Raw genomic sequence first — 19,619 nt, forward strand, 5'->3', positions numbered from 1 at the left:
TCTATATAAACATCGGCAGTCAGGTCCATGGTACCGCCCTGCAGATGGTCATACTTTTGATCAAGGCTCGCGCTGATTTTGTATATCATACGCAAATAACCGGTCATGTGTGCGGATATCCGTAGTAAAATGATCCCGGATTAATGAGCCGCCTTCGATTCCGTTTTGGTCTTCACGTCAACGACGTAACGTTCCATACCGCCGGATTCCAGTTGAATCTCATAAGTCAGCTGTTTGTTGTCTGCCGACCATACGAGAGTGGCGATCTTGCCGTTTCTTCGCACGGAATCATAATACGCTTTGCCGGACTCTTCACCGGACTTGTAGATGTGGATCTGGTAACCTACAGCCTTGGCAATATAACCGCCGTCCGGCGAGGCTGCTTCAAGCGGAGCCGGTACATACCCGGTTATCCCTTGGTTCGGTTCGCTTCCGCTATTGCCGCCACCTTGATTGGCGCTTACGGATGGAGCTTCGCCGGTTACGGAACCGGAATCCGTATTGCTGCCGGATGCGGGTTCGTTGGATGTTCCGGCATCGTTGCCGGAAGCTTCTGATCCACCCGTCTCATTTTGTGCGCTGTAGAATTGTTTAGCGTCCTCGGATGTATCCGATTTTTCTACAAACGAATCAATCGAGTCTTTGCCAGCGTTATTAGCCAAAGGCTGAACTTCTTTCAATGACTTGCTTGTGTCAAGCATGCTGGATGCCGCATCCGATGACGCCGTTTGCGCGCTATTGTTATCGCTAAAGCTGCCTGAAGTCGGGAATAATCCCGCATTATAGGATACCAGGAACAATCCCGCGGCAACACTCGCCGCGATAATACCGGTAATTGCGCGGAAGCGCAGCTGATGCCGTTCTTTCGTACGCCGGTTTGTCTGCTGCGAAAGCCCGGTAACCGCTGATGGAGAAAGCTCCATCGTAGCGGCTTCCGGCTGCCGGAACGGTACAATTTGTTCAAGCTGAGGTAAAATAGCGTCTACCAGACTGTACTTTGGCATGACGTGAGGTAAACTCCCAAGCTCCTCTGACAGCTTTCTCAGCCGCTCAAACATTGCTGCACAGTCCGGACAATGTCTCGTATGCTTGATCAAGATCTCATATTCATGTTCATTCAAATCGCCGTCTAGCTGCCGATTCATGTATTCGATCACCTCTTGACAAGTCATCCCCGGACACCACCTTTCTGATAATCATGTAGTAAAGTTTGAAGCTGCTGCCTTGCTCGGAATAAGTAGGATTTCACCGTATTTAAAGGCAGATCAAGCGAATCAGCGATTTCGTTATAAGAGAAATCCTGCAAATAACGCAGTACAACTACTGCCCGATGATGCTCCGGCAATTTGTCGATGGCGTTGCGAATGTCTTGCACGGCATAAGCCGACAAGACCTCGTCTTCGACATTTTGCTTCTCCCGGAATACCATTTCATGCTCGTCTATCGATACGGTTGGCTTGCTTCTTCTAAACTTATCTATACAAATATTTGTTACTATCCGTTGAATCCATGTTTTGAACTGGGCCTTCTCTTCGTAGGAGCCGATTTTCGTATAAATCCGGATCAACGCTTCCTGCGCTGCGTCCATCGCATCCTGTTCATTGTTCAATATATAATAGGCTGTCCGGTAAACATGGGTTTCAATCTCTCGCAATAGAGTAATTAAAGCATCCCGATCTCCTGACTGAGCGGCTCTGATAAGGCCAGGCTCGACCACGAAGGATCCCCCTCTCTTGCAACCTCTCTGACGAGTACGTTGCATAAAATGTTGCATACCAAAAATGAAAAAGCTTTAATTTTTTAAGTGAAATAGTAGAAAACTCCAACCTAAAGGATAACAAAAAAATGGAACCCCGTATATAGGTAGTTCCTAGTGGGTTAGGTTGAAAGAAGCATTTTGGCGGGCAAAGAGGATGGGAAGATAGACTCTTCAATAATTTTTTTCCTCTATTTACCTGATCGTTTGTTCATAGATTCCGGCACGATTTACCTTATATCGGATCTCGCCGTCCTTATCGGTGCGCAGCACATCGGTCCCTTCCGACCGAAGGCGCTTAAGGACATCGGGATGCGGATGCCCGTAAGTATTGGTTGCTCCTACCGAAATCGCAGCCTGCAGAGGATTCCAATACCGCAGCCACTCTTCGGACGTGGAGTATTTACTCCCGTGATGCGCGACTTTAAGAACGTCTACCTGCTTGAATTCATCATCAGCTTCATCTGCAGCAAATGCGGAAGGCTTCTCCTGCATCCGCGCCAGGATCGCGGCCTCCGTTTTACTGCTTATATCGCCGCTTAGCAGAAACGAGGATTCATAAAGCTTCATATATAAAACGACGCTGTCGTCATTCTGCTCTTTGATATGCGGAACTTCCTTCCCGGAAGTATGCGGCGGCCATAATACGGTTAATACCGTATGCTCGTCAACCTCCCACCGCTCTCCAAATTCGGCTCGGTACAGCGGAATCCGCTTTTTTACGGCGGTTTGCAGAAGTTTCTCCGCATCTTCAGCGGATTTCAAGCTGCCATTCCATACAATCGCCTTAACCGGAATCGATTCCAGGACCGCTTGCAGTCCCCGGATATGATCGCTGTCGAGATGGGAAAGCACGAGCAAATCGATTGCGTGAACGCCTCTCTTCATTAATAAAGGAACTACAACCTTCTTTCCCACTTCAAACGGATCGCTCCGATCCTTCCATTCTTCGCCGGCTTTTCGGAAGCTCAGCGTCCCTCCGCCATCCACCAGAATCCGTTTGCCATGCGGCGAACGGATATAAATCGAATCGCCTTGCCCCACATCCAGCACGTCTACCTCGGCAGTCCGTTTAAGCAGATCCGGATAATAAGCGTAGAGCAGCAAACCGGCTCCCGCCGTTAGAGATAATAGCAATCCGCTTAGCCGACTTTGCCATATCGGAAGCTTGCGGGCTTCGGTTAGCTCCCAAATCGGCTCTGAATGGATCGCTATTCCAAACGCCGTATCCGCGAGAGGTTGCGTCACCTCGGAGGCGTCCGCTGGCAACGCAGCAGACGGAGCTTCAGGAAGCAATCTGCACAATACGCTCAGCGTCATGTACCATGCGGCTATCCACCATACCGGAGGAGTTGCCCAGATGGATCGCACCGCTTCTACCTCTCCCAGCTTCTCGACGAATAGGAAGGTCCAATCATTCGCATACACGCTAACTGCCGCAAGCAGTTGACCGCCAAGCGGCCATAGCAAACCAAACAGCAATGCGACGGCACCAATCGGCATAACGATAAAGCTAATGAACGGCACTAGAATCAGATTCGCCGGAATCGACAGGAGATGAAATTGATTAAAGTAATAGATGGTCAGAGGAAAAGAGACGGCCTGCGCAACAACCGTCACGACCAGCAAATCAAACAGCGATTTGCTTCTCGGCCAATTGGGCATCGCCCTCCTAACCGGCGGAACGAACAGGATCAGTCCCGCGGTAACCGCAAAGGACAATTGGAACCCAACATCCGATAAGAAATAAGGGTTCCAGACCAACATGGCGACCGCAGCCGCCGCCAGCAGATGCAGACCGTCCTTCAACTTGTCCATTCTGGCGGCGAGCAACGCCAGCATCGCCATCAGCCCGGCTCTAACAACCGACGGAGAAGAACCGGACAGCAGGACATACAGCGGAACGGCCATCATCAAAGCGACGAGGATCCGCTCCCTTGTCATGCGCAGCAGCCGCATAACGGCTCCAAGCGCGTATATAAATACAGCCACATGAAGGCCGGATATGGCCAATATATGAGTCAGTCCCAGCCGGGAAAATTGCTGGAACTGCTCGGGGTCAAGGTCCTCGCGGATGCCGAGGACCAGCCCCTTCATGTACCCGGACTGATCGGCCGGGTACAATTGGTCCATCCGCGCGCCAAGCCAGTCGCGCGCGGCATCCACGCGGCCGAGCATAGCGGCCGCGGTCCAGCCCGGGCCCGGGGGGGGGGGGGGGGGGGGCGNNCCGCATGGACGGCGCCGATGCCCGTGACCTCGAGCAGCCAGTGAACATGCTGGCTGCTCTCGAGATAGCGGCGGTAATCGAAGCCGCCGCTATTGGATGCGCCCGCCGGCAGCGATAGCTCGCCGGCGAGGCGCACTTTGTCGCCGCGATGCCACGCGGCGGCGATGTCCCGGTGCGGCTGCTCAGCAAGCCGCACCTGCACGAGCAGGCGCTCGCGGACCTTGCGCGGCGCCGCTTCGCCACCTACGCGGACGGCATCGGCCGTCACGCGGAACATCGCGCGGTCGCCGTCGATCTCGACCGCGGACACAATCGTGCCCGTCGCTTCCGCTTCATACGAAGCGCCCGGCAAATCCAGCGCCGTCACATGGCGGGTATCCGCCCATAACCGCTGGCCGGCTGCCAATGCGCAGCCGATTAAGCAGACAATGGCAAGCGTCCTAGACGACTGATTGATCCGTACAAGCGCAAACAGCAGCATCGCTACGGCGCCTAAAGCCAAAAGAACGCCTCCAAAGTCAAGCTCCGCAGCAAAGCTGCTCCCCGCAATCCAGCATACGGCAAACCAGACTAACGGCCGTTTATTCACAGCGACCCCTTCTTTCCAATCCAAATGAGAAACCTCTATAGAAGCCGCTCCATGATGTGCGCCCCCGCTTAGAGGGAGGTTTTATGCGGTAAATAAAAAAGAACCTCCAGACGCATCTATATAAGATGCATGCAGAGGTTCTTCCCCATTTGTTCATTCAAGTTACGAAGTGACTTTCATGCTTGCCTGCGGCGGTGGTTCGTAATCGGACAGGAAGCGGAATACAATCCCTTTCTGGCTCATGAGCAGACTCACTTTATCGCTGTCCTTCGGATATCCCCGGTGGAATACGATCTCCTGCACTCCGCTGTTCGCGAGCATATTCGCGCATGTCCAGCAAGGCTGGTCCGTCACGTATACGGTAGATCCTTCCCGGTCGGCACGATCCGTGAAGAGCAGCAGATTTTGCTCCGCGTGAATCGTACGGATGCAGCGCTGTTTCTTCACCATCTGCTCCTGGCCGTCATCGCCAAGTTTAGTTTCCCATTCCTCGGCGATCATGCAACCGGCTTCCGAGCAATCCTGCACGCCCATCGGAGCGCCGTTATAAGCCGTGCCAAGCAGCTTTTTCCCCTGTACGAGCACCGACCCGACATGGCGGCGGGGACAACGCGAACGCGTCGACACCATATAAGCGATATCCATGAAATAGGTGTCCCAGTCTTTGCGCGAGGCATCTTGTGATTCTGACATCATTTCCAGCTCCTTTTCCGTTTGCCACAGACAGCTCCCGGCGAATGGCGGCACAGCCGCATTCACCGGTTCTGTCTCTCTCTTGTTGTAGGATATATCTTATGAGTTCAATTGACTGCCGCGCAACGCTTGATCGAGGTCGGCCAAAATATCTTTAATGCCTTCGGTGCCAATCGATAAACGGATCAAACCGGAGGTTACCCCCGCCGCTTCCTGCTCTTCAGCCGACAATTGCTGATGAGTGGTGCTTGCCGGATGGATAATAAGCGATTTCGAATCGCCGACGTTCGCCAAATGCGAGAACAGCTTGACGTTGTTGATCACTTTTTTGCCGGCCTCAATTCCGCCTTTAATGCCAAAAGTCAGAATAGCTCCTTGACCGTCCGGCAAATATTTCAAAGCTAGCTTATACGACGGATGGCTTTCAAGGCCCGGATAGCTGACCCACTCCACCGCCTCATGCGTCTCGAGGAATTGAGCCACCGCTAGAGCGTTCGAGCTGTGGCGTTCCATGCGCAAGTGTATCGTCTCTAATCCCTGCAGCAGCAGGAACGAGTTGAACGGCGACAATGCGGCGCCCATATCTCTTAGCAGTTGTACTCTTGCTTTGATAATATAAGCAATTGGACCAACAGCCTCTGTATATACAACGCCGTGATAGCTCGGATCCGGCGTAGTAAGACCCGGGAACTTGCCGCTTGCCGACCAGTCGAATCGTCCGCCGTCTACGATAACCCCGCCGATCGACGTACCGTGGCCGCCGATAAATTTCGTTGCGGAATGCACGACAATATCCGCTCCATGCTCAATCGGCCTGAGCAAATAAGGGCTCGGGAACGTGTTGTCGACGATCAGCGGAATACCGTGCTCATGCGCGATAGCCGCTACCGCTTCAATATCCAGAACATCCCCCTTCGGGTTGCCGACGGTCTCGGCGTACAATGCTTTGGTTCGCTCCGTAATCGCTCCGCGGAAGTTCTCCGGATTCGACGGATCAACAAATTTCACCTGAATGCCAAGCTTGGGGAGAGTTGTCGAGAACAGATTGTATGTACCTCCGTACAAGCTGGTCGCCGATACGATCTCATCCCCCGCGCCTGCAATATTCATAATCGAATACGTAATCGCGGCTTGTCCGGACGCTACGGCAAGCGCCGCAGGTGCGCCTTCCAGCTCGGCTACGCGTTTCTCGAATACATCCGTTGTCGGGTTCATCAGTCGGGTATAAATGTTGCCAAACTCCTGCAGCGAGAACAAATTCGCCGCATGGTCCGTATCCCGGAAGCCATACGAGGTCGTCTGGTAGATCGGAACGGCTCTGGCGAATGTAGTAGGATCGATCTCCTGTCCGCCATGGACGGCCAATGTGTCGAGCGAACGTTTGTTTTGCTCTTGATTAGACATGTGCAACAACTCCTTGATATATAGGTTAGACATGCTACAACCACTTCAAAGCAAACGGCTCGATTATGGTAGTCCATTCATTATTCGGCTGTACCTGAAATGGTCCCGGGCTGGGAATACCTCCCTGCACCTTGTCCCATTTTCTCATAATCACGGCTTTGCTACAATGCCATCTTTTATGCCGGCCAGCAATTTATCGCCAATCCCCTTAACTCTGAGAAGATCGTCCACCGATCGAAAAAGTCCGTTCTGCTCGCGGTTGGCGATAATCGCCCGTGCCTTTGACGGTCCTATCCCCTTCAACGTATCCAGCTGCTCGACACTTGCCCGATTGATATCAATCAGGCCTGAACCGGCTTCAACCTCGGACTTGGCTGCTTGCTTGTCTTCCGCCTCCGCTTCCGCTTCCACCTCCTCAGCCTCCGCTTCCTCTTCCACCTCCTCAGCCTTTGCTTTCTCCGGCCCTTCCGTGTTTACCGCTTCCTCCGCTAACCCCGTTGTCACCGGCTTTTGCGCCGCCTGCGCATCGGCTTCCTTCACTTCATGCACGTTCAGAGCGCTTTCCACCTCGCGGTTCAACTGCACCCAATCTTCAGGGGGTTTCTCCTTCGGCTGTGCCAAAGCCGCCATAATTAAGACGGCTGCCGCAGCTATTAACAAAAGAGGAACAATCCAACTGCTACGATTCGAATTTGTTCGACGTCCATTTAAAAAACGAGCCATAATAGATACTCCTTTCACGATAAAAAGGCGATTTTTAACATTTTCATGTCATATGTGGCAAGTCTTGCGGAATAGGTTAAAAGAGCAAATCTGTTAGGAGGGCTGAGCATGAATGTCGGATTCATTGGTACGGGAGCAATGGGAAGCCTGCTGATCGAAGCATTCGTAGCATCTGGAGCACTCGACCCGTGTCAGATCGTTATCAGCAACCGCACGCATGCAAAAGCACAAGCGATTGCCGAGCGATTTCCCGGAATGAGAGCCGAGCGTTCGAATGCAAGCACCGCTAGCGTCAGCGATCTCTTGTTCTTATGCGTGAAGCCGCATGAATATAAGAAAGTCATTGATGAGCTGCTTCCCGTATTGCGGCCGGAGCAGCTTCTAATATCGATCACAAGCCCGGTTCTGATCGGGCATCTGGAAGAGCTGGTTCCGTGCAAAATCGCAAAAGTAATACCAAGCGTCACCAACTTCGTATGGAGCGGCGCGACCTTATGCATTTACGGCACGAGAATTGCGGAAGAAGACCGAATCATGCTCGAAGATCTGCTGGCCTTCATTAGCGAGCCCCTTCCGATTGAAGAGCCCTACACAAGGATCGTATCGGATCTCTCCAGTTGCGGACCGGCGTTTTTCGCGTACCTGGTTGAGCAGTTTGTCGATGCCGCCGTTAGCGAGACGGGCATTGCGCGGGAGGATGCGGTCAAAGTGGCAAGCTCGATGCTGCTCGGGACCGGCCTTCTTCTCACCGAAGGCGGTTTATCTCCGGAAGACGTTCAGCGCAGAGTCGCGGTTCCCGGCGGAATAACGGCGCAAGCGCTGCAGCTTCTGAATCGCGAGCTTGACGGCACCTTTAACCGGCTGATCCGGACGACACATAAAAAGTTCGATGAAGACGTAGCCAAGATAACAGCCGATTTCTACGGCGAAGAGGTGAACGGACAGTAGCACAATTTGCGCTGCTGGACCGCTCACCTCTTCTTTTTTTGCCGTGCTATTTAGTTCGCAACGATGTTGACGAGCTTGCCCTTAACAACGACCACTTTACGGATCGTTTTGCCTTCTATCAGTTCTTTCACTTTATCCATGTCTTTGGCGAGGCTTTCCATCTCCGCTTCCGCCGTATCGGCAGCTATGGAGACACGCTCGATAATTTTACCGTTTACTTGAACAACGATTTCGACTTCGTCGTCAACCGTCAAAGCTTCCTCGTAAGTCGGCCAAGCCGCATAAGTGATCGACTCGGTTCCGCCAAGTTTCTCCCACAATTCTTCCGTGATGTGCGGAGCAAGCGGAGACAGCATTTGCACGAATTGTTTCATCGCTTCAAGCGGCAGAACGTCCGTCTTGTATGCTTCGTTGACGAAAATCATCAATTGGCTGATCGCCGTGTTAAAGCGCAAATTCTCGAAGTCGTCCGTAACCTTCTTGATGGTGCGGTGCCAAGTTTGCTTGAACGCTTTAGTTGTTTCGCCGTCGTTTGAGATTTTCGCGTTAACGTTGCCGTCATCGCCGACAAACAAACGCCATACGCGGCTCAGGAAGCGGTAAGTGCCCTCTACGCCGTTCGTGTTCCATGGCTTAGTCGCTTCCAGAGGTCCCATGAACATTTCGTACATCCGGAGCGTATCCGCGCCAAATTCGTTCACGATATCGTCCGGGTTAATGACGTTGCCGCGGGATTTGGACATTTTCTCGTTGTTCGTACCGAGGATCATCCCTTGGTTAACGAGCTTGTGGAACGGTTCCTTCGTGTTCACAACGCCCAGGTCGTACAATACTTTATGCCAGAAGCGAGCGTACAGCAAGTGCAGAACAGCGTGCTCCGCGCCGCCGATATACAGGTCAACCGGCAGCCATTCCTTTTGCTTCTCCGGCGAACAGATTTCGTTCTCGTTCTTTGGATCGATAAAGCGCAGGTAATACCAGCAGCTTCCCGCCCATTGCGGCATTGTGTTTGTCTCGCGGCGCGCTTTCATGCCCGTTTCCGGATCAACCGTATTCACCCACTCCGTAACGTTGGCAAGCGGAGATTCACCGGTACCGGATGGCTTGATCGCCTCTACGTCCGGCAATACAAGCGGCAGCTGATCAACAGGAACCGGCTTCATGGTGCCGTCTTCCAAGTGCAAGATCGGAATTGGCTCGCCCCAATAACGCTGGCGGCTGAACAGCCAGTCGCGCAGGCGGTAAGTCACTTTGCCATGGCCTTTGCCGGAACCTTCGAGATGCTCGATCATCGTTTTGATCGCGTCTTCATTGGTCAGACCGTTCAGGAATTCCGAATTTACGTGAGGACCGTCGCCCGCATAAGCTTCCTTCGACACGTCGCCGCCTTGAACAACCTCAACGATTGGCAGATCGAATTGCTTCGCAAACTCCCAGTCGCGCGTATCATGGCCTGGTACCGCCATAATCGCTCCCGTGCCGTAACCGGCAAGCACATAATCGGCAATCCAGATTGGCGTCTTCGCGCCGTTAACCGGGTTGATCGCGTAAGCGCCCGTGAATACGCCTGATTTGTCCTTCGCCAGATCAGTACGTTCCAGATCGCTCTTGCGTGCAGCCGCTTCTTTGTAAGCTTCAACCGCTGCGGCTTGATCAGCTGTCGTAATTTGGCCGACAAGTTCATGCTCAGGTGCCAGCACGCAATAAGTAGCGCCAAACAGCGTATCGGGACGGGTCGTAAATACAACCAGCGAAGCGTCGTGGCCGTCGATTGCAAAAGTGACTTCCGCGCCTGTCGATTTGCCGATCCAGTTGCGCTGCATGTCTTTGATGCTTTCCGACCAGTCGAGCTCTTCCAGATCCTCGAGCAAGCGTTCTGCATATTCGGTAATTTTCAGCATCCATTGGCGCATTGGCTTGCGGATAACCGGATGGCCGCCGCGCTCGCTGAGGCCGTCGATGACTTCTTCGTTCGCAAGGACCGTACCGAGTGCCGGGCACCAGTTAACCGGTACTTCCGCTACATAAGCAAGGCCTTTGTTGTACAGTTGGATAAAGATCCATTGCGTCCATTTATAATAATCCGGATCGGTCGTGCTGAATTCGCGGTCCCAATCGTACGAGAATCCAAGCGATTTGATCTGACGGCGGAAGTTGTTGATGTTCTCTACCGTAATCTCGCGCGGGTGGCGTCCCGTCTGCAAAGCGTATTGCTCCGCAGGCAGACCAAATGCGTCCCAACCCATTGGATGAAGGACATTGTAGCCGCGCATCCGTTTGTAACGGGATACGATGTCCGTAGCGGTATAACCTTCCGGGTGACCTACGTGCAGGCCTGCGCCGGACGGATACGGGAACATATCCAGCGCGTAAAATTTCTCCTTGCCCGGATCTTCCGTTGTTGCGAACGTTTTGTTCTCGTCCCAATATTTCTGCCATTTCGGCTCTACCGTAAGCGGGTTATAGCCGTGAAATTCCTGACTCATGATCATTTCCTCCTAGTAACATGCGCATCGTCTAACCTAACACAAAAAAACTCCCGCCCCTAGCGTATTATCGCTAGGGACGAGAGATTATTCCCGTGGTACCACCCTAGTTAACGGCCGGCATGCTTTGCCTTCCGTTCACTCTAAATCCTTAACGCGGACTATACGCTGCGTTATTCACGCAAAAGCTCCAAGGCGAGATTCATATCGCTGCAGGTCCGGCTTTCACCATTCGCCGGCTCTCTAAGCCTTGCAATGCGACATTACTGCTCCTCTTCAACGCCATTAATTATAGAAAAACATGGTTAACCCCGATTATAACGCCGTAAGCGCCGTGTGTCAAGATAGGTTAACCGATCAAATCAGGGTCATACGTCAGGCAACCGGCAATAATCATGCCAACGCTGCACGAGATCAGCAAGATCAGAATGCCGACCGCGATATTATTTTGCTCAATCGCTTTGAAGATGGTCACATGCACGCCTAGCATTTTGCCGAACAGGTAAGTGATCAGCTCCGTTACGTAATAAAGAATGACAAGCGCAACAATCCCGATTACGCCCCAGAGCAGCATATCGGACAGCGATACCGAGTTCTCCGAAGCCGCTCGGACTACGATAGCAAGACCGGCCAACCTGCCGCCAAGGGACAATGCCGCCGACACATTTCCTTTAAAGATAAGAGCAAATTCCTTGTTTTTGGTTGTAAGCTCAAACAACAGCAACCCTACAATCATAATCCCAAAGCCCGTCAAGGCATAAACCAGAAAATCCACATACAAATTAGTGTCCATCTTATAGTAGCTCCCTATCCTAATTTAGTTATGCCAATCGGCAAGAAATAAGATAAATTATCGGTGATCGGATTGCCGATCCTTATGCCGATCGCGCCGGCTTTTCCTCCAACGAGAAAACTTCCGAACATATAGGAGCCCTGCCGCTCCCCCTTTTCCGTACGGAACTCCGCTTTCGGCAGCTCCGCGTACTTCTGGTAGACCGGAAGGAAATGGCCGTAAGAATTATGGCTATCTTCCGCCGCAACCGTACCGTCGCCTTCGAATATGGCGACCGTATCTCCTTCGCGCCCAAATGCGGGCTTCCTTACGTATTTCGTCCGGCTTTCAAGAAAGCGGTCCGGCTCCAGGTAAGTCGGGAGGAAATGCTCCTCGATCCACCGATGTTCTTCTTCCGTGTAATAAGGACTGGCTTCCTCATGAAGTCCCCATATAATGGCCTGAACGGCCTTGGACTGCAGAAGGAATGCGGACGGCGGATTGACGAATGCGAGTTTCTTCTGCTCAATAAGCTCAAGAAGCCATAATCCAATTGGATTTCCCGCCTCGTCTTCATCCTCGATCAAATTCTCAACCGGGAAGGTCTGGCGGTAAAGCACATGAATTGAATTGCCTTCCTCATCAAAAAGTCCTTCATGCCGGATAATCTGAAGCTGATCCAGCGGTACAAATCTCGACGGAAAAGGAAGAAGACTCCGCAAATAAGCCGCTGTATTCGCATCCTCAATGTTATCTCCGTGCGCGGTAAATACGATATGCGCCGGTTCGGGGGATTCGCCAAGCCCAAGGTATTCCAGACTTTCGATGACGGCCTTTTCCACTGCCAAGGCAAGTTGCTTCTCGTAACCCCCATTAGGGTTATGCCGGTCAAAAGCTTCGCAGATCAAGCCGTTAACCAGATGCAGCTCCTTAATAAAAGTAGGCGTATCCGAATTAATTTCCATGCATTTGTACGTCTCACCGGTGCCGATCAGATCCAATCTGGCGATGACGCTCTCGACCGATAAGCTTCTGATCCTTATGTAAGCCAACGTTTCGCGCGGGAAACCAAGCATCAATAAAGTCTCGTCGTCCACCGTGCGAAGCAATTGGGCCGTCTTGTAAAAAATATGGCCAATCCGGTTCGTCGATTCGCGAATCTTATGAACCTCTTCTCCCGTCATATCGTAAAGGTCATAGAGGGAATACTCTTCGCCGTACAAATCAGCCCAATAACCTTCGATCCCGGAATAGAAAGCGGCTCTTTCCTTTGAATGATCGTTCACTTCTAGCCTCCGCTGATGGAGCTGCCTTTGCCAAAGCCGGAGCTCGTTTTGCTTGAGATGCTTGATTTATAAGTGGAATAAGAGCTGCTTTTCTGCAGGGATGAACGGGTTGGGTAATAACTGTTGCCGTAATAATAATGCCGATAGTAAGAAGAACTGGAGTCATCGCAACGATATACGCCGTCCTTGCTGTCCCACTCCCAGTCTCTACACTGGGCGTCTGTAGGCGCGGCCGTTCGCGGATAAGCCGTCGATTGACCGCATCCCGTCAGCGCCGTAGCCATCGCGACCGCGGACACGCCAAGCATTGCTTTCTGAGTTAAATTCATAGACTAGTTTCCTCCAAGCTTCATAGTTCCTATAAAGTTATAACACACTTAAGTGACGTGTAGTGTAAGAAAAGTTAAAGTTTCCATAAAATGATGGTATGATGATGAAATCATTTTGATTACGGGGTGAGCGAGTTGAACAAATTAACTTATTTTATCGATCGTGGATTTAATGAATATGAGCCGCTTATGGACTATCATTCCGGGAAAGTCGGCATAGACGAAATGTATGCCCGGCAACTCTGCACGTATCTGATCGCCAATGGGATTCAATACGAATTAACGTCAAATGAGATGCAGGAAAACGAAGAAATGCTAATCGTCAAGCAAATTGGTCCTAACGAGAACTACGGGGATGAAGCCAACTACCGGGGACGCGGCATATTTATCGAGTTTCGCAAGCCTAACGAACGCGGCCGCAAGTTGACGGAGATCCGGAGCGCTAATCATTACGACGTCATCCGTTATTTGTTGAAAGATATCGTGGACATTCCGGGTTATGGCCCGATGTTCACGACATCCACTGAAATTGACGAAGACCGCGGCTGTTATGTCGTGTACGTCCGCGGCATGAACGAACCGGAGTAAGGTTAAGATGCGATAGAGAAATAACCGCACAAGAAAAAAAAGCTGCCGGTTGGCAGCTTCTTTCATTATTATCCGCGTTGTACCTTTATTCGGTTGACGGCACCTTATTTTCCGCAGCTTCTTTTTTGCCGGCTTTTGACTTATACAAAATAACAACCAGCACGCCAAGCAGCAGGACAAGAGCCGCCAGCCCTACAGCGGTCAGGACGCCAAACGCATGAATCAATTCCAGCCAGACGTAAAGCCCGGCAAGCGTAATAAATAAGGTTGGTACCGTCAATACGAAACCAGCTTTCATATAGGAGCCCCACGAGATCTTCACGTCTTTTTTCGCCAGCACATGAAGCCATAACAAAGTCGCTAGCGATCCGATTGGCGTCATCTTTGGCCCCAAGTTGCAGCCGATCACGTTCGCGTACACCAACGCTTCCCGAATGGCGCCTTCCGTTGCGGTTCCTTTGATCGCAAGCGCATCAATCATAACCGTCGGCATGTTGTTCATGACCGAGGATAAGATAGCTGCCAGGAACCCCATGCCAACCGTGGATACAAACAGGCCTTGATCGGCAATCGCCTGAATGACGTCTCCAAGCGCATCCGTAAGTCCCGCATTGCGCAAACCGTATACAACGACATACATACCGATCGAAAAAACGACAACGGTCCACGGCGCTTCCTTCAGCACCCGCTTCGTATGGATTGCCGGACTACGGCGTGCGTAGAACAGAAAGACCAAAGATACCGCTCCGGTAATGATCGATACCGGAACATGAATAAATTCGCTGGCCAGATAGGCAATCAGCAGAATCGCAAGCAATACCCAGGATAAACGGAACATCTTGTGATCCTTGATTGCTTGTCTTGGCTCTTTCAATTCCCGCACATCGTAGTTTGCGGGAATGCTTTTTCGATAAAACAGTAAAAGAACAACCAGGCTAGCGCCAAGAGAGAAGAAATTCGGCACAATCATACGGCTGGCATATTCCACAAAACCCGCTCCAAAGTAATCTGCCGATACAATATTAACCAAATTGCTTACAATCAGCGGCAACGATGTGGTATCGGATATGAATCCTCCGGCCATTACAAAAGGAATGATCATTTTGTAATCAAACTTAAGCGCCCGCACCATCGCCAGCACAATAGGAGTCAGAATAAGCGCCGCACCGTCGTTTGCGAAAAAGGCCGATACCGCCGCGCCAAGCAAGACGACGTAAATAAACATCCGTCTGCCATTCCCTTTGGCGAGACGGGCCATATGAAGGGCTGCCCATTCAAAGAACCCTATTGCGTCAAGAATAAGAGAGTTTAATATAATGGCGATAAATGCGATTGTCGCATTCCAGACGATTCCCGTAACCGCTCCTACGTCTGCAAAGCTGACAACGCCAAATAGCAGAGCCAGAATCGCACCGCCGGCAGCAGACCAGCCAATGCCAAGTCCTTTGGGCTGCCAAATAACAAACGTTAAAGTAATTAGAAATAGAAGAACAGCTATAAATGCCACTTGTGTTTCCCCGCTTTGCGTTCAATCAAAAAGCACATCATTCCATACTATAACAGCTAATCGACCGGATAAGCATCAATTAAATTTATCCTGATCGCCAATAAATTGATTAACATCCCTATAAAACGCTTTTTTATCCCCGCTCTCCAGCGCATGGCCCGACCTGGCATATTGCTTCTCCTGTATCGCCGTACTCATCTGTCGGTACAAGTTCATATGCGTGTCGTCAATTAGCGAACCTTCCAATTGCCCTCTGCCTACAAATAGAGGCATTGGGAGCGTTTGGTTTAACGGAATGAACATCGATTCCCTCTGTATCCCCCATACGGCATCTTGCCGAATATTCGCCGTGCGGTTGAACGGAATTAAATAGTTATGTATATAATCCTCCGCCCAGCCATCCGGCATAGACCGGTGCTCCGGCGGGTAGTCTCCGACAATAAGGGATCGCACTGCTGTGCTATGCTTATGGGCAAAACCTAGCGCATACGATACGCCTCTTGAAAAACCAAACAGGTGAAAATCAGTCAACCCGGCCGATTCAATAACCGCCTCTATGTCGGCCACATGCTCTGCCAGATTATAGCCGGACTTTGGCGTATCGCTTTTCCCCCTGCCCCGGAACGATAATAGAATACATCTTCTTGGAGCAAGCTCCTGAAGTAAGTCCACGTACTCCTCGGCTGTTTCGGATAATCCCGGACATACCACGACGGGAGCAAGTTTCTCATCCGCTCCGGCCATCGAATCGAAATAATGGATGCCAACTTCGCCGTTCATCGCGTAATATTCGTTCATCGCCACAATCTTCACCATCCTAGTTATACTATATTAATAATTGATAATTTGCCGGATTATATTGCAATTTGTCGAATTAGAAAGTATGGTAAAAGATGTCAAAATATTCATCTGTAGGTGAAAGTCATGAGAGCTACATTACTATTGATAACGAGCATCGCCGTGCTAATCATTTGCTCCGTCTATCAGATTAGACAGGTATCACCGGATAAGAACCCCCAAGAATTCACTTCCGTCATCGAGAATTGGGATTATCAATGGCTGTCGAAGCCGGGTAAACCGTTCCATCCGTCATGGATTGCAGAAGCGGATCCCGGCAAATGGCAACATGCCGATCGCAATCAGCCCATGTCCAAGCGCGCTGCAACCGCAGATGCCTTGCTTCTTAGGATCACTCTACCCTCGCTGGAATGGAATACGCCGAGTATTTGGCTGAAACGGGTCTACGGAACGGCTGTAAGCGTGTCGCTGGAGGACAAACTGCTCTACAACATGGCAAGATCGTATCCTTACGACGTGAACTACGCGCTTCTTCCGTTGCCGCAATCCGCAAGCGGCAGCCATTTAATGGTGTTGTTATATTTGTCCGAGGAAAGGCAGTCGCTGGAACCGGAAATCATCTTAGGCGACTATAATCAATTGCAGCCCCAGTACGAGAGGTACGGCTTGATTGAGCTGATCATGGGCGGTTCCTTCATGCTGATCGCCTTAATTATGATGACTTGCTTATTGCTCTTGCAACGGGAGCAGATTATGATGTGGCTGTCATTATGCCTCATTATACTGTGTTTGGGAGAAATAATCCTTGCTTATTCTCCGGCGCTCTACCATCATTTTTACGCATACGGAAAACCATTTCTGGATTTATTTGATTTAGCCCTGTTTTTGATTACTCCAGCGCTTGCCGTCTTTTTTGAACGGACGCTTGGGGCGGGCTTTTACGGCATCATCCGGAAATTCCGAATCGTTCTCCTGCCCGTTACGGTCATTGTCATCGTATTGTGGGCGCTTGGCAAAACGGTGTTCCCTTCCATAAACCTCAGTCTTCTGCAGGTCGTGCCGCTAACGGTCATAGCTGCCGTTCAGTTCTTGATCTTAACCGCGCACGCGATTGGATATGCTTGGAAAGGGAATCGGGATGCCATCTTGATCTCTGTAGGATACTCGATATTTGTCAGCGTCTTTATTTGTGAAATCATCATTTATTTCAAGGATGAGACTTACCATCTGATTTATTGGAAATGGGGAATGCTCGTTTTCATTGTGGCATTAATAGCCGTTATGGGAAGGCAGCTCTCCCATAACCACGAACAGCTGATCAAATATTCAAGAGAACTCGAGGTGTTCAACCGGGAGATTCAGCGCTCGGAGAAAATGGAACTAATCAGCCATCTGGCTGCCTCCATCGCGCATGAGGTGCGCAATCCGTTGCAAGTGACAAGGGGATTCATCCAGCTGGTTGGAGAAAAGGCGGAAGGAAAAGAGCGCCAGTTCCTGCAGATGGCCGTGCAGGAGCTTGACCGCGCTTCGAGCATCATTACCGAATTTCTGACTTTCGCCAAACCCGAGCTTGATGATTTGAAGACGCTCAACATCTCGGAAGAGCTATATCAAATTCAGGACATCATTTCACCGTTAGCCGCCATGCAGAGCACGAAGCTTGTAGTAATCACGGAACCGGAACTATATGTGCTCGGGAGCGCCGAGAAGCTGAAACAGGCCATCATCAATATGATCAAGAACAGCCTTGAAGCCATTAACAACGCCCATGGCACCGTTTCTATACATGCCAATAGAGACCAGAACGCCATTATCATCCGAATAATCGATAATGGCGAAGGAATTGAGCCGGAGAAGCTGGACAAGCTTGGGGAGCCTTATTTCACCAATAAATCCAAAGGGACAGGCCTAGGCTTAATGGTTACTTTCCGGATCATCGAAGCCATGGAAGGCACAATCCGATTCAGCAGCACAAAAGACGTCGGCACGGAGGCGGTTGTCCGGCTTCCTGCCCTTCCGAAAGAGCAGCCAGGCAATCCCGATACTGACAAATAAACAACAAAGAGAGCCCTGTTACATGAACAGGACTCTCTTTGTTATTTATCCAAGCCAATAGATCATCCCGGAAATGGAGAAGCAGATGACAGCCAGCACAAGCGACCATGTCGCAACCATTCTTTTGATCTTTCTGTCAGAAGGCTGTTCCGTATAAAAGTTGGCTCTCTGCTGATCCGGTGACGTCCAAGCTCCCACGGCAATTCCCGAGATTGCAATTAATCCGCAACCGATATAGATAAATAACTGAAACATAAATCGTCCCTCCTGAGCAGTCTTCGTTCGTTAACTAACTTATACGTCTTTCCTTCAAAAAAGTTGTAAAACAAAAGTCAGCCCCTTTCAGGACTGACTTCTCCACGCGGTTTTCCGTATATAATCTCCTATCCCTTGCACATCATTTATCTCGAATAACATAGCCCCTGCCGGAATATGGTCTTCTCGCAATCGATATTCCGGCCAGACGGCTACAGCCTTAATTCCCTTAAGGTCAACCAGCAGCCGTTCATCGTCAGCATGCCTGATGATTACCAGTTTCGGGAAAACCTCTTGTTTGAACCCTTCGACGAGGACAAAAGCATCAGCAGGCGCCTCCCCGATCAATTCAAGCAGCCGGGACGGTTCCTCTTTCACAATAGCGGTCCGTTCAGAAGAAGTAATAGCCGACCATATGGCGCCGGAATTGCGGTGCCGTGCCGTGTCCGCGTGGGGAGCCTCCGCTTCGAATTCATGCCCGTCATGTTTGATCGTAGCAACCTTTATGCCGCGCGAAACCAAGTCATCGATTAAGCGGCACATCAATGTTGTTTTGCCCGTATTTTTATAGCCCGTGATTTGAAAGACGGCTGCCGCCAACCGCTACACCCCATTCCTCTTCTGCAACTTGCAACGCCGCCTCATATTGCTCCGGCGTATTGATGTTCTCAATAAAGCTGAGGTTAATGCCCGCGGCATGAAACTTGTCCTCCGTCACCCGGACAACATTCAACTTGTTCAGTAAACCTTTCATCCTGTAATCGCCTTCCTGCAGGCAGCGTTCAACTTGTTCCACGCACTCCGCCCGGTAAATGGCCTGAAGCGGATGAAGCTGGCCTTCCAGGCAAGGGACGGCTGCCATACTGCCGCTTTCCTCCATTTCCCTTAATAAAAGGGCTGCCGCTTTATCCGATACAAATGGCATGTCGCAAGCCGACACCCACACGGCAGAATAACAATTGTACGCAAGTGCGGTATGAAGAGCAGCTAGCGGCCCGCGGCCGGGCGTTTCATCAATCAAGTAAGGATAGTTCAAACCGGATAAGAGCTTGCCTTGTTCTTCCGATGCGACTACAACGGTAACGCTGCTGCATAACCGGCTCATTTGACGGCTTACATGCTCAATCATGGATTGTTCGCCAATTGGCAAGAGCGCCTTCATCAGACCGCCCATACGCCTCCCTTGCCCTCCCGCCAAAATAA

The 19,619-nt window shown here is 51.0% G+C and carries 19 protein-coding genes and 1 other annotated feature; of the genes, 3 read left to right on the top strand and 16 right to left on the bottom strand.

All coding sequences use genetic code 11. From position 1 onward, the window contains the following. Positions 1 to 140 precede the first annotated feature (140 nt). From QQK89_RS17750 to QQK89_RS17780, 7 genes are all read right to left on the bottom strand, one after another. Positions 141 to 1,172, bottom strand: coding sequence for an anti-sigma factor family protein (locus tag QQK89_RS17750; RefSeq protein ID WP_284239977.1), 1,032 nt, complete (start codon positions 1,170 to 1,172; stop codon positions 141 to 143). After that, complete coding sequence (locus QQK89_RS17755; protein ID WP_091188819.1) at positions 1,169 to 1,717, bottom strand: RNA polymerase sigma factor; 549 nt, start codon at positions 1,715 to 1,717, stop codon at positions 1,169 to 1,171. The genes QQK89_RS17750 and QQK89_RS17755 overlap by 4 nt, the downstream gene beginning before the upstream one ends. Before the next feature lie 234 nt (positions 1,718 to 1,951). Further along, complete coding sequence (locus QQK89_RS17760) at positions 1,952 to 3,934, bottom strand: ComEC/Rec2 family competence protein (RefSeq protein WP_284239979.1); 1,983 nt, start codon at positions 3,932 to 3,934, stop codon at positions 1,952 to 1,954. Next, complete coding sequence (locus QQK89_RS17765) at positions 3,850 to 4,572, bottom strand: ComEC/Rec2 family competence protein (RefSeq protein ID WP_284239980.1); 723 nt, start codon at positions 4,570 to 4,572, stop codon at positions 3,850 to 3,852. Before QQK89_RS17765 ends, QQK89_RS17760 begins: the two co-directional genes overlap by 85 nt. 162 nt (positions 4,573 to 4,734) lie before the next feature. After that, entirely contained in the window at positions 4,735 to 5,265 is a 531-nt protein-coding gene (locus tag QQK89_RS17770) for a deoxycytidylate deaminase (RefSeq protein ID WP_284240202.1), read from the bottom strand. Between the two features lie 99 nt (positions 5,266 to 5,364). Then, the gene (locus QQK89_RS17775) at positions 5,365 to 6,669 is read right to left on the bottom strand and encodes a homocysteine synthase (protein ID WP_284239981.1); all 1,305 of its coding nucleotides are present in this window, start codon (positions 6,667 to 6,669) and stop codon (positions 5,365 to 5,367) included. 150 nt (positions 6,670 to 6,819) lie between these two features. After that, the gene (locus QQK89_RS17780) at positions 6,820 to 7,392 is read right to left on the bottom strand and encodes a ComEA family DNA-binding protein (protein WP_284239982.1); all 573 of its coding nucleotides are present in this window, start codon (positions 7,390 to 7,392) and stop codon (positions 6,820 to 6,822) included. A gap of 108 nt (positions 7,393 to 7,500) precedes the next feature. Between QQK89_RS17780 and comER the strand changes: the two genes are divergently transcribed. Continuing rightward, positions 7,501 to 8,340, top strand: coding sequence for a late competence protein ComER (gene comER, locus QQK89_RS17785; protein WP_284239983.1), 840 nt, complete (start codon positions 7,501 to 7,503; stop codon positions 8,338 to 8,340). A 50-nt stretch (positions 8,341 to 8,390) separates the two neighbouring features. On the opposite strand, the gene leuS is transcribed toward comER, so the two are convergent. The 4 genes from leuS to QQK89_RS17805 all read right to left on the bottom strand — a co-directional run bounded on the left by leuS (position 8,391) and on the right by QQK89_RS17805 (position 13,213). After that, positions 8,391 to 10,826 carry a leucine--tRNA ligase gene (gene leuS / locus QQK89_RS17790; protein WP_284239984.1) on the bottom strand — a complete coding sequence of 812 codons (2,436 nt, stop codon included), beginning with the start codon at positions 10,824 to 10,826 and terminating at the stop codon, positions 8,391 to 8,393. Positions 10,827 to 10,898: 72 nt separating this feature from the next. Further along, positions 10,899 to 11,115 (bottom strand) — a binding site (T-box leader). A gap of 60 nt (positions 11,116 to 11,175) precedes the next feature. Beyond that, complete coding sequence (locus tag QQK89_RS17795; RefSeq protein WP_284239985.1) at positions 11,176 to 11,619, bottom strand: DUF350 domain-containing protein; 444 nt, start codon at positions 11,617 to 11,619, stop codon at positions 11,176 to 11,178. Between the two features lie 14 nt (positions 11,620 to 11,633). Further along, positions 11,634 to 12,884: a glutathionylspermidine synthase family protein gene (locus QQK89_RS17800; RefSeq protein ID WP_284239986.1), complete on the bottom strand. Its 1,251-nt coding sequence runs from the start codon at positions 12,882 to 12,884 to the stop codon at positions 11,634 to 11,636. Between the two features lie 2 nt (positions 12,885 to 12,886). Next, positions 12,887 to 13,213, bottom strand: coding sequence for an aminotransferase yhxA (locus QQK89_RS17805; RefSeq protein WP_284239987.1), 327 nt, complete (start codon positions 13,211 to 13,213; stop codon positions 12,887 to 12,889). Between the two features lie 126 nt (positions 13,214 to 13,339). Here QQK89_RS17805 and QQK89_RS17810 point away from each other — a divergent pair, with 126 nt between their 5' ends. Next, positions 13,340 to 13,801 (top strand): RNA helicase, encoded by a 462-nt coding sequence (locus QQK89_RS17810; RefSeq protein ID WP_284239989.1) that lies wholly within the window; start codon positions 13,340 to 13,342, stop codon positions 13,799 to 13,801. A gap of 85 nt (positions 13,802 to 13,886) precedes the next feature. On the opposite strand, the gene QQK89_RS17815 is transcribed toward QQK89_RS17810, so the two are convergent. Together QQK89_RS17815 and QQK89_RS17820 are read right to left on the bottom strand one after the other, a co-directional pair. Beyond that, entirely contained in the window at positions 13,887 to 15,308 is a 1,422-nt protein-coding gene (locus tag QQK89_RS17815; RefSeq protein WP_284239990.1) for an arsenic transporter, read from the bottom strand. A 75-nt stretch (positions 15,309 to 15,383) separates the two neighbouring features. Continuing rightward, positions 15,384 to 16,106 carry an alpha/beta fold hydrolase gene (locus tag QQK89_RS17820; protein WP_284240203.1) on the bottom strand — a complete coding sequence of 241 codons (723 nt, stop codon included), beginning with the start codon at positions 16,104 to 16,106 and terminating at the stop codon, positions 15,384 to 15,386. A 126-nt stretch (positions 16,107 to 16,232) separates the two neighbouring features. On the opposite strand from QQK89_RS17820, the gene QQK89_RS17825 reads away from it, so the two are divergent. Further along, a complete protein-coding gene (locus QQK89_RS17825; RefSeq protein WP_284239991.1) occupies positions 16,233 to 18,161 on the top strand; it encodes a HAMP domain-containing sensor histidine kinase in 1,929 nt (642 codons plus the stop codon). A 45-nt stretch (positions 18,162 to 18,206) separates the two neighbouring features. On the opposite strand, the gene QQK89_RS17830 is transcribed toward QQK89_RS17825, so the two are convergent. The 3 genes from QQK89_RS17830 to mobA all read right to left on the bottom strand — a co-directional run bounded on the left by QQK89_RS17830 (position 18,207) and on the right by mobA (position 19,614). Next, positions 18,207 to 18,416, bottom strand: coding sequence for a DUF5316 family protein (locus QQK89_RS17830; protein WP_284239992.1), 210 nt, complete (start codon positions 18,414 to 18,416; stop codon positions 18,207 to 18,209). Positions 18,417 to 18,503: 87 nt separating this feature from the next. Further along, the gene (mobB, locus tag QQK89_RS17835; protein ID WP_284239993.1) at positions 18,504 to 19,016 is read right to left on the bottom strand and encodes a molybdopterin-guanine dinucleotide biosynthesis protein B; all 513 of its coding nucleotides are present in this window, start codon (positions 19,014 to 19,016) and stop codon (positions 18,504 to 18,506) included. Beyond that, on the bottom strand, positions 18,982 to 19,614 hold the full coding sequence (gene mobA / locus QQK89_RS17840; protein ID WP_284239994.1) for a molybdenum cofactor guanylyltransferase: 633 nt from the start codon (positions 19,612 to 19,614) through the stop codon (positions 18,982 to 18,984). The genes mobB and mobA overlap by 35 nt, the downstream gene beginning before the upstream one ends. Between the last annotated feature and the right edge of the window lie 5 nt (positions 19,615 to 19,619).

This window comes from Paenibacillus glycanilyticus (genome assembly GCF_030161375.1).
GTDB lineage: Bacteria > Bacillota > Bacilli > Paenibacillales > Paenibacillaceae > Pristimantibacillus > Pristimantibacillus glycanilyticus_B.

Bases quoted from the DNA above. Each gene is read 5' to 3' on its own strand.
- QQK89_RS17820 (WP_284240203.1), bottom strand. From the start codon at position 16,106: ATGAACGAATATTACGCGATGAACGGCGAAGTTGGCATCCATTATTTC.
- QQK89_RS17830 (WP_284239992.1), bottom strand. From the start codon at position 18,416: ATGTTTCAGTTATTTATCTATATCGGTTGCGGATTAATTGCAATCTCG.
- QQK89_RS17775 (WP_284239981.1), bottom strand. From the start codon at position 6,669: ATGTCTAATCAAGAGCAAAACAAACGTTCGCTCGACACATTGGCCGTC.
- QQK89_RS17805 (WP_284239987.1), bottom strand. From the start codon at position 13,213: ATGAATTTAACTCAGAAAGCAATGCTTGGCGTGTCCGCGGTCGCGATG.
- QQK89_RS17780 (WP_284239982.1), bottom strand. From the start codon at position 7,392: ATGGCTCGTTTTTTAAATGGACGTCGAACAAATTCGAATCGTAGCAGT.
- QQK89_RS17750 (WP_284239977.1), bottom strand. From the start codon at position 1,172: ATGACTTGTCAAGAGGTGATCGAATACATGAATCGGCAGCTAGACGGC.
- QQK89_RS17770 (WP_284240202.1), bottom strand. From the start codon at position 5,265: ATGTCAGAATCACAAGATGCCTCGCGCAAAGACTGGGACACCTATTTC.
- leuS (WP_284239984.1), bottom strand. From the start codon at position 10,826: ATGAGTCAGGAATTTCACGGCTATAACCCGCTTACGGTAGAGCCGAAA.
- QQK89_RS17795 (WP_284239985.1), bottom strand. From the start codon at position 11,619: ATGGACACTAATTTGTATGTGGATTTTCTGGTTTATGCCTTGACGGGC.
- comER (WP_284239983.1), top strand. From the start codon at position 7,501: ATGAATGTCGGATTCATTGGTACGGGAGCAATGGGAAGCCTGCTGATC.
- QQK89_RS17825 (WP_284239991.1), top strand. From the start codon at position 16,233: ATGAGAGCTACATTACTATTGATAACGAGCATCGCCGTGCTAATCATT.
- QQK89_RS17760 (WP_284239979.1), bottom strand. From the start codon at position 3,934: ATGCTCGGCCGCGTGGATGCCGCGCGCGACTGGCTTGGCGCGCGGATG.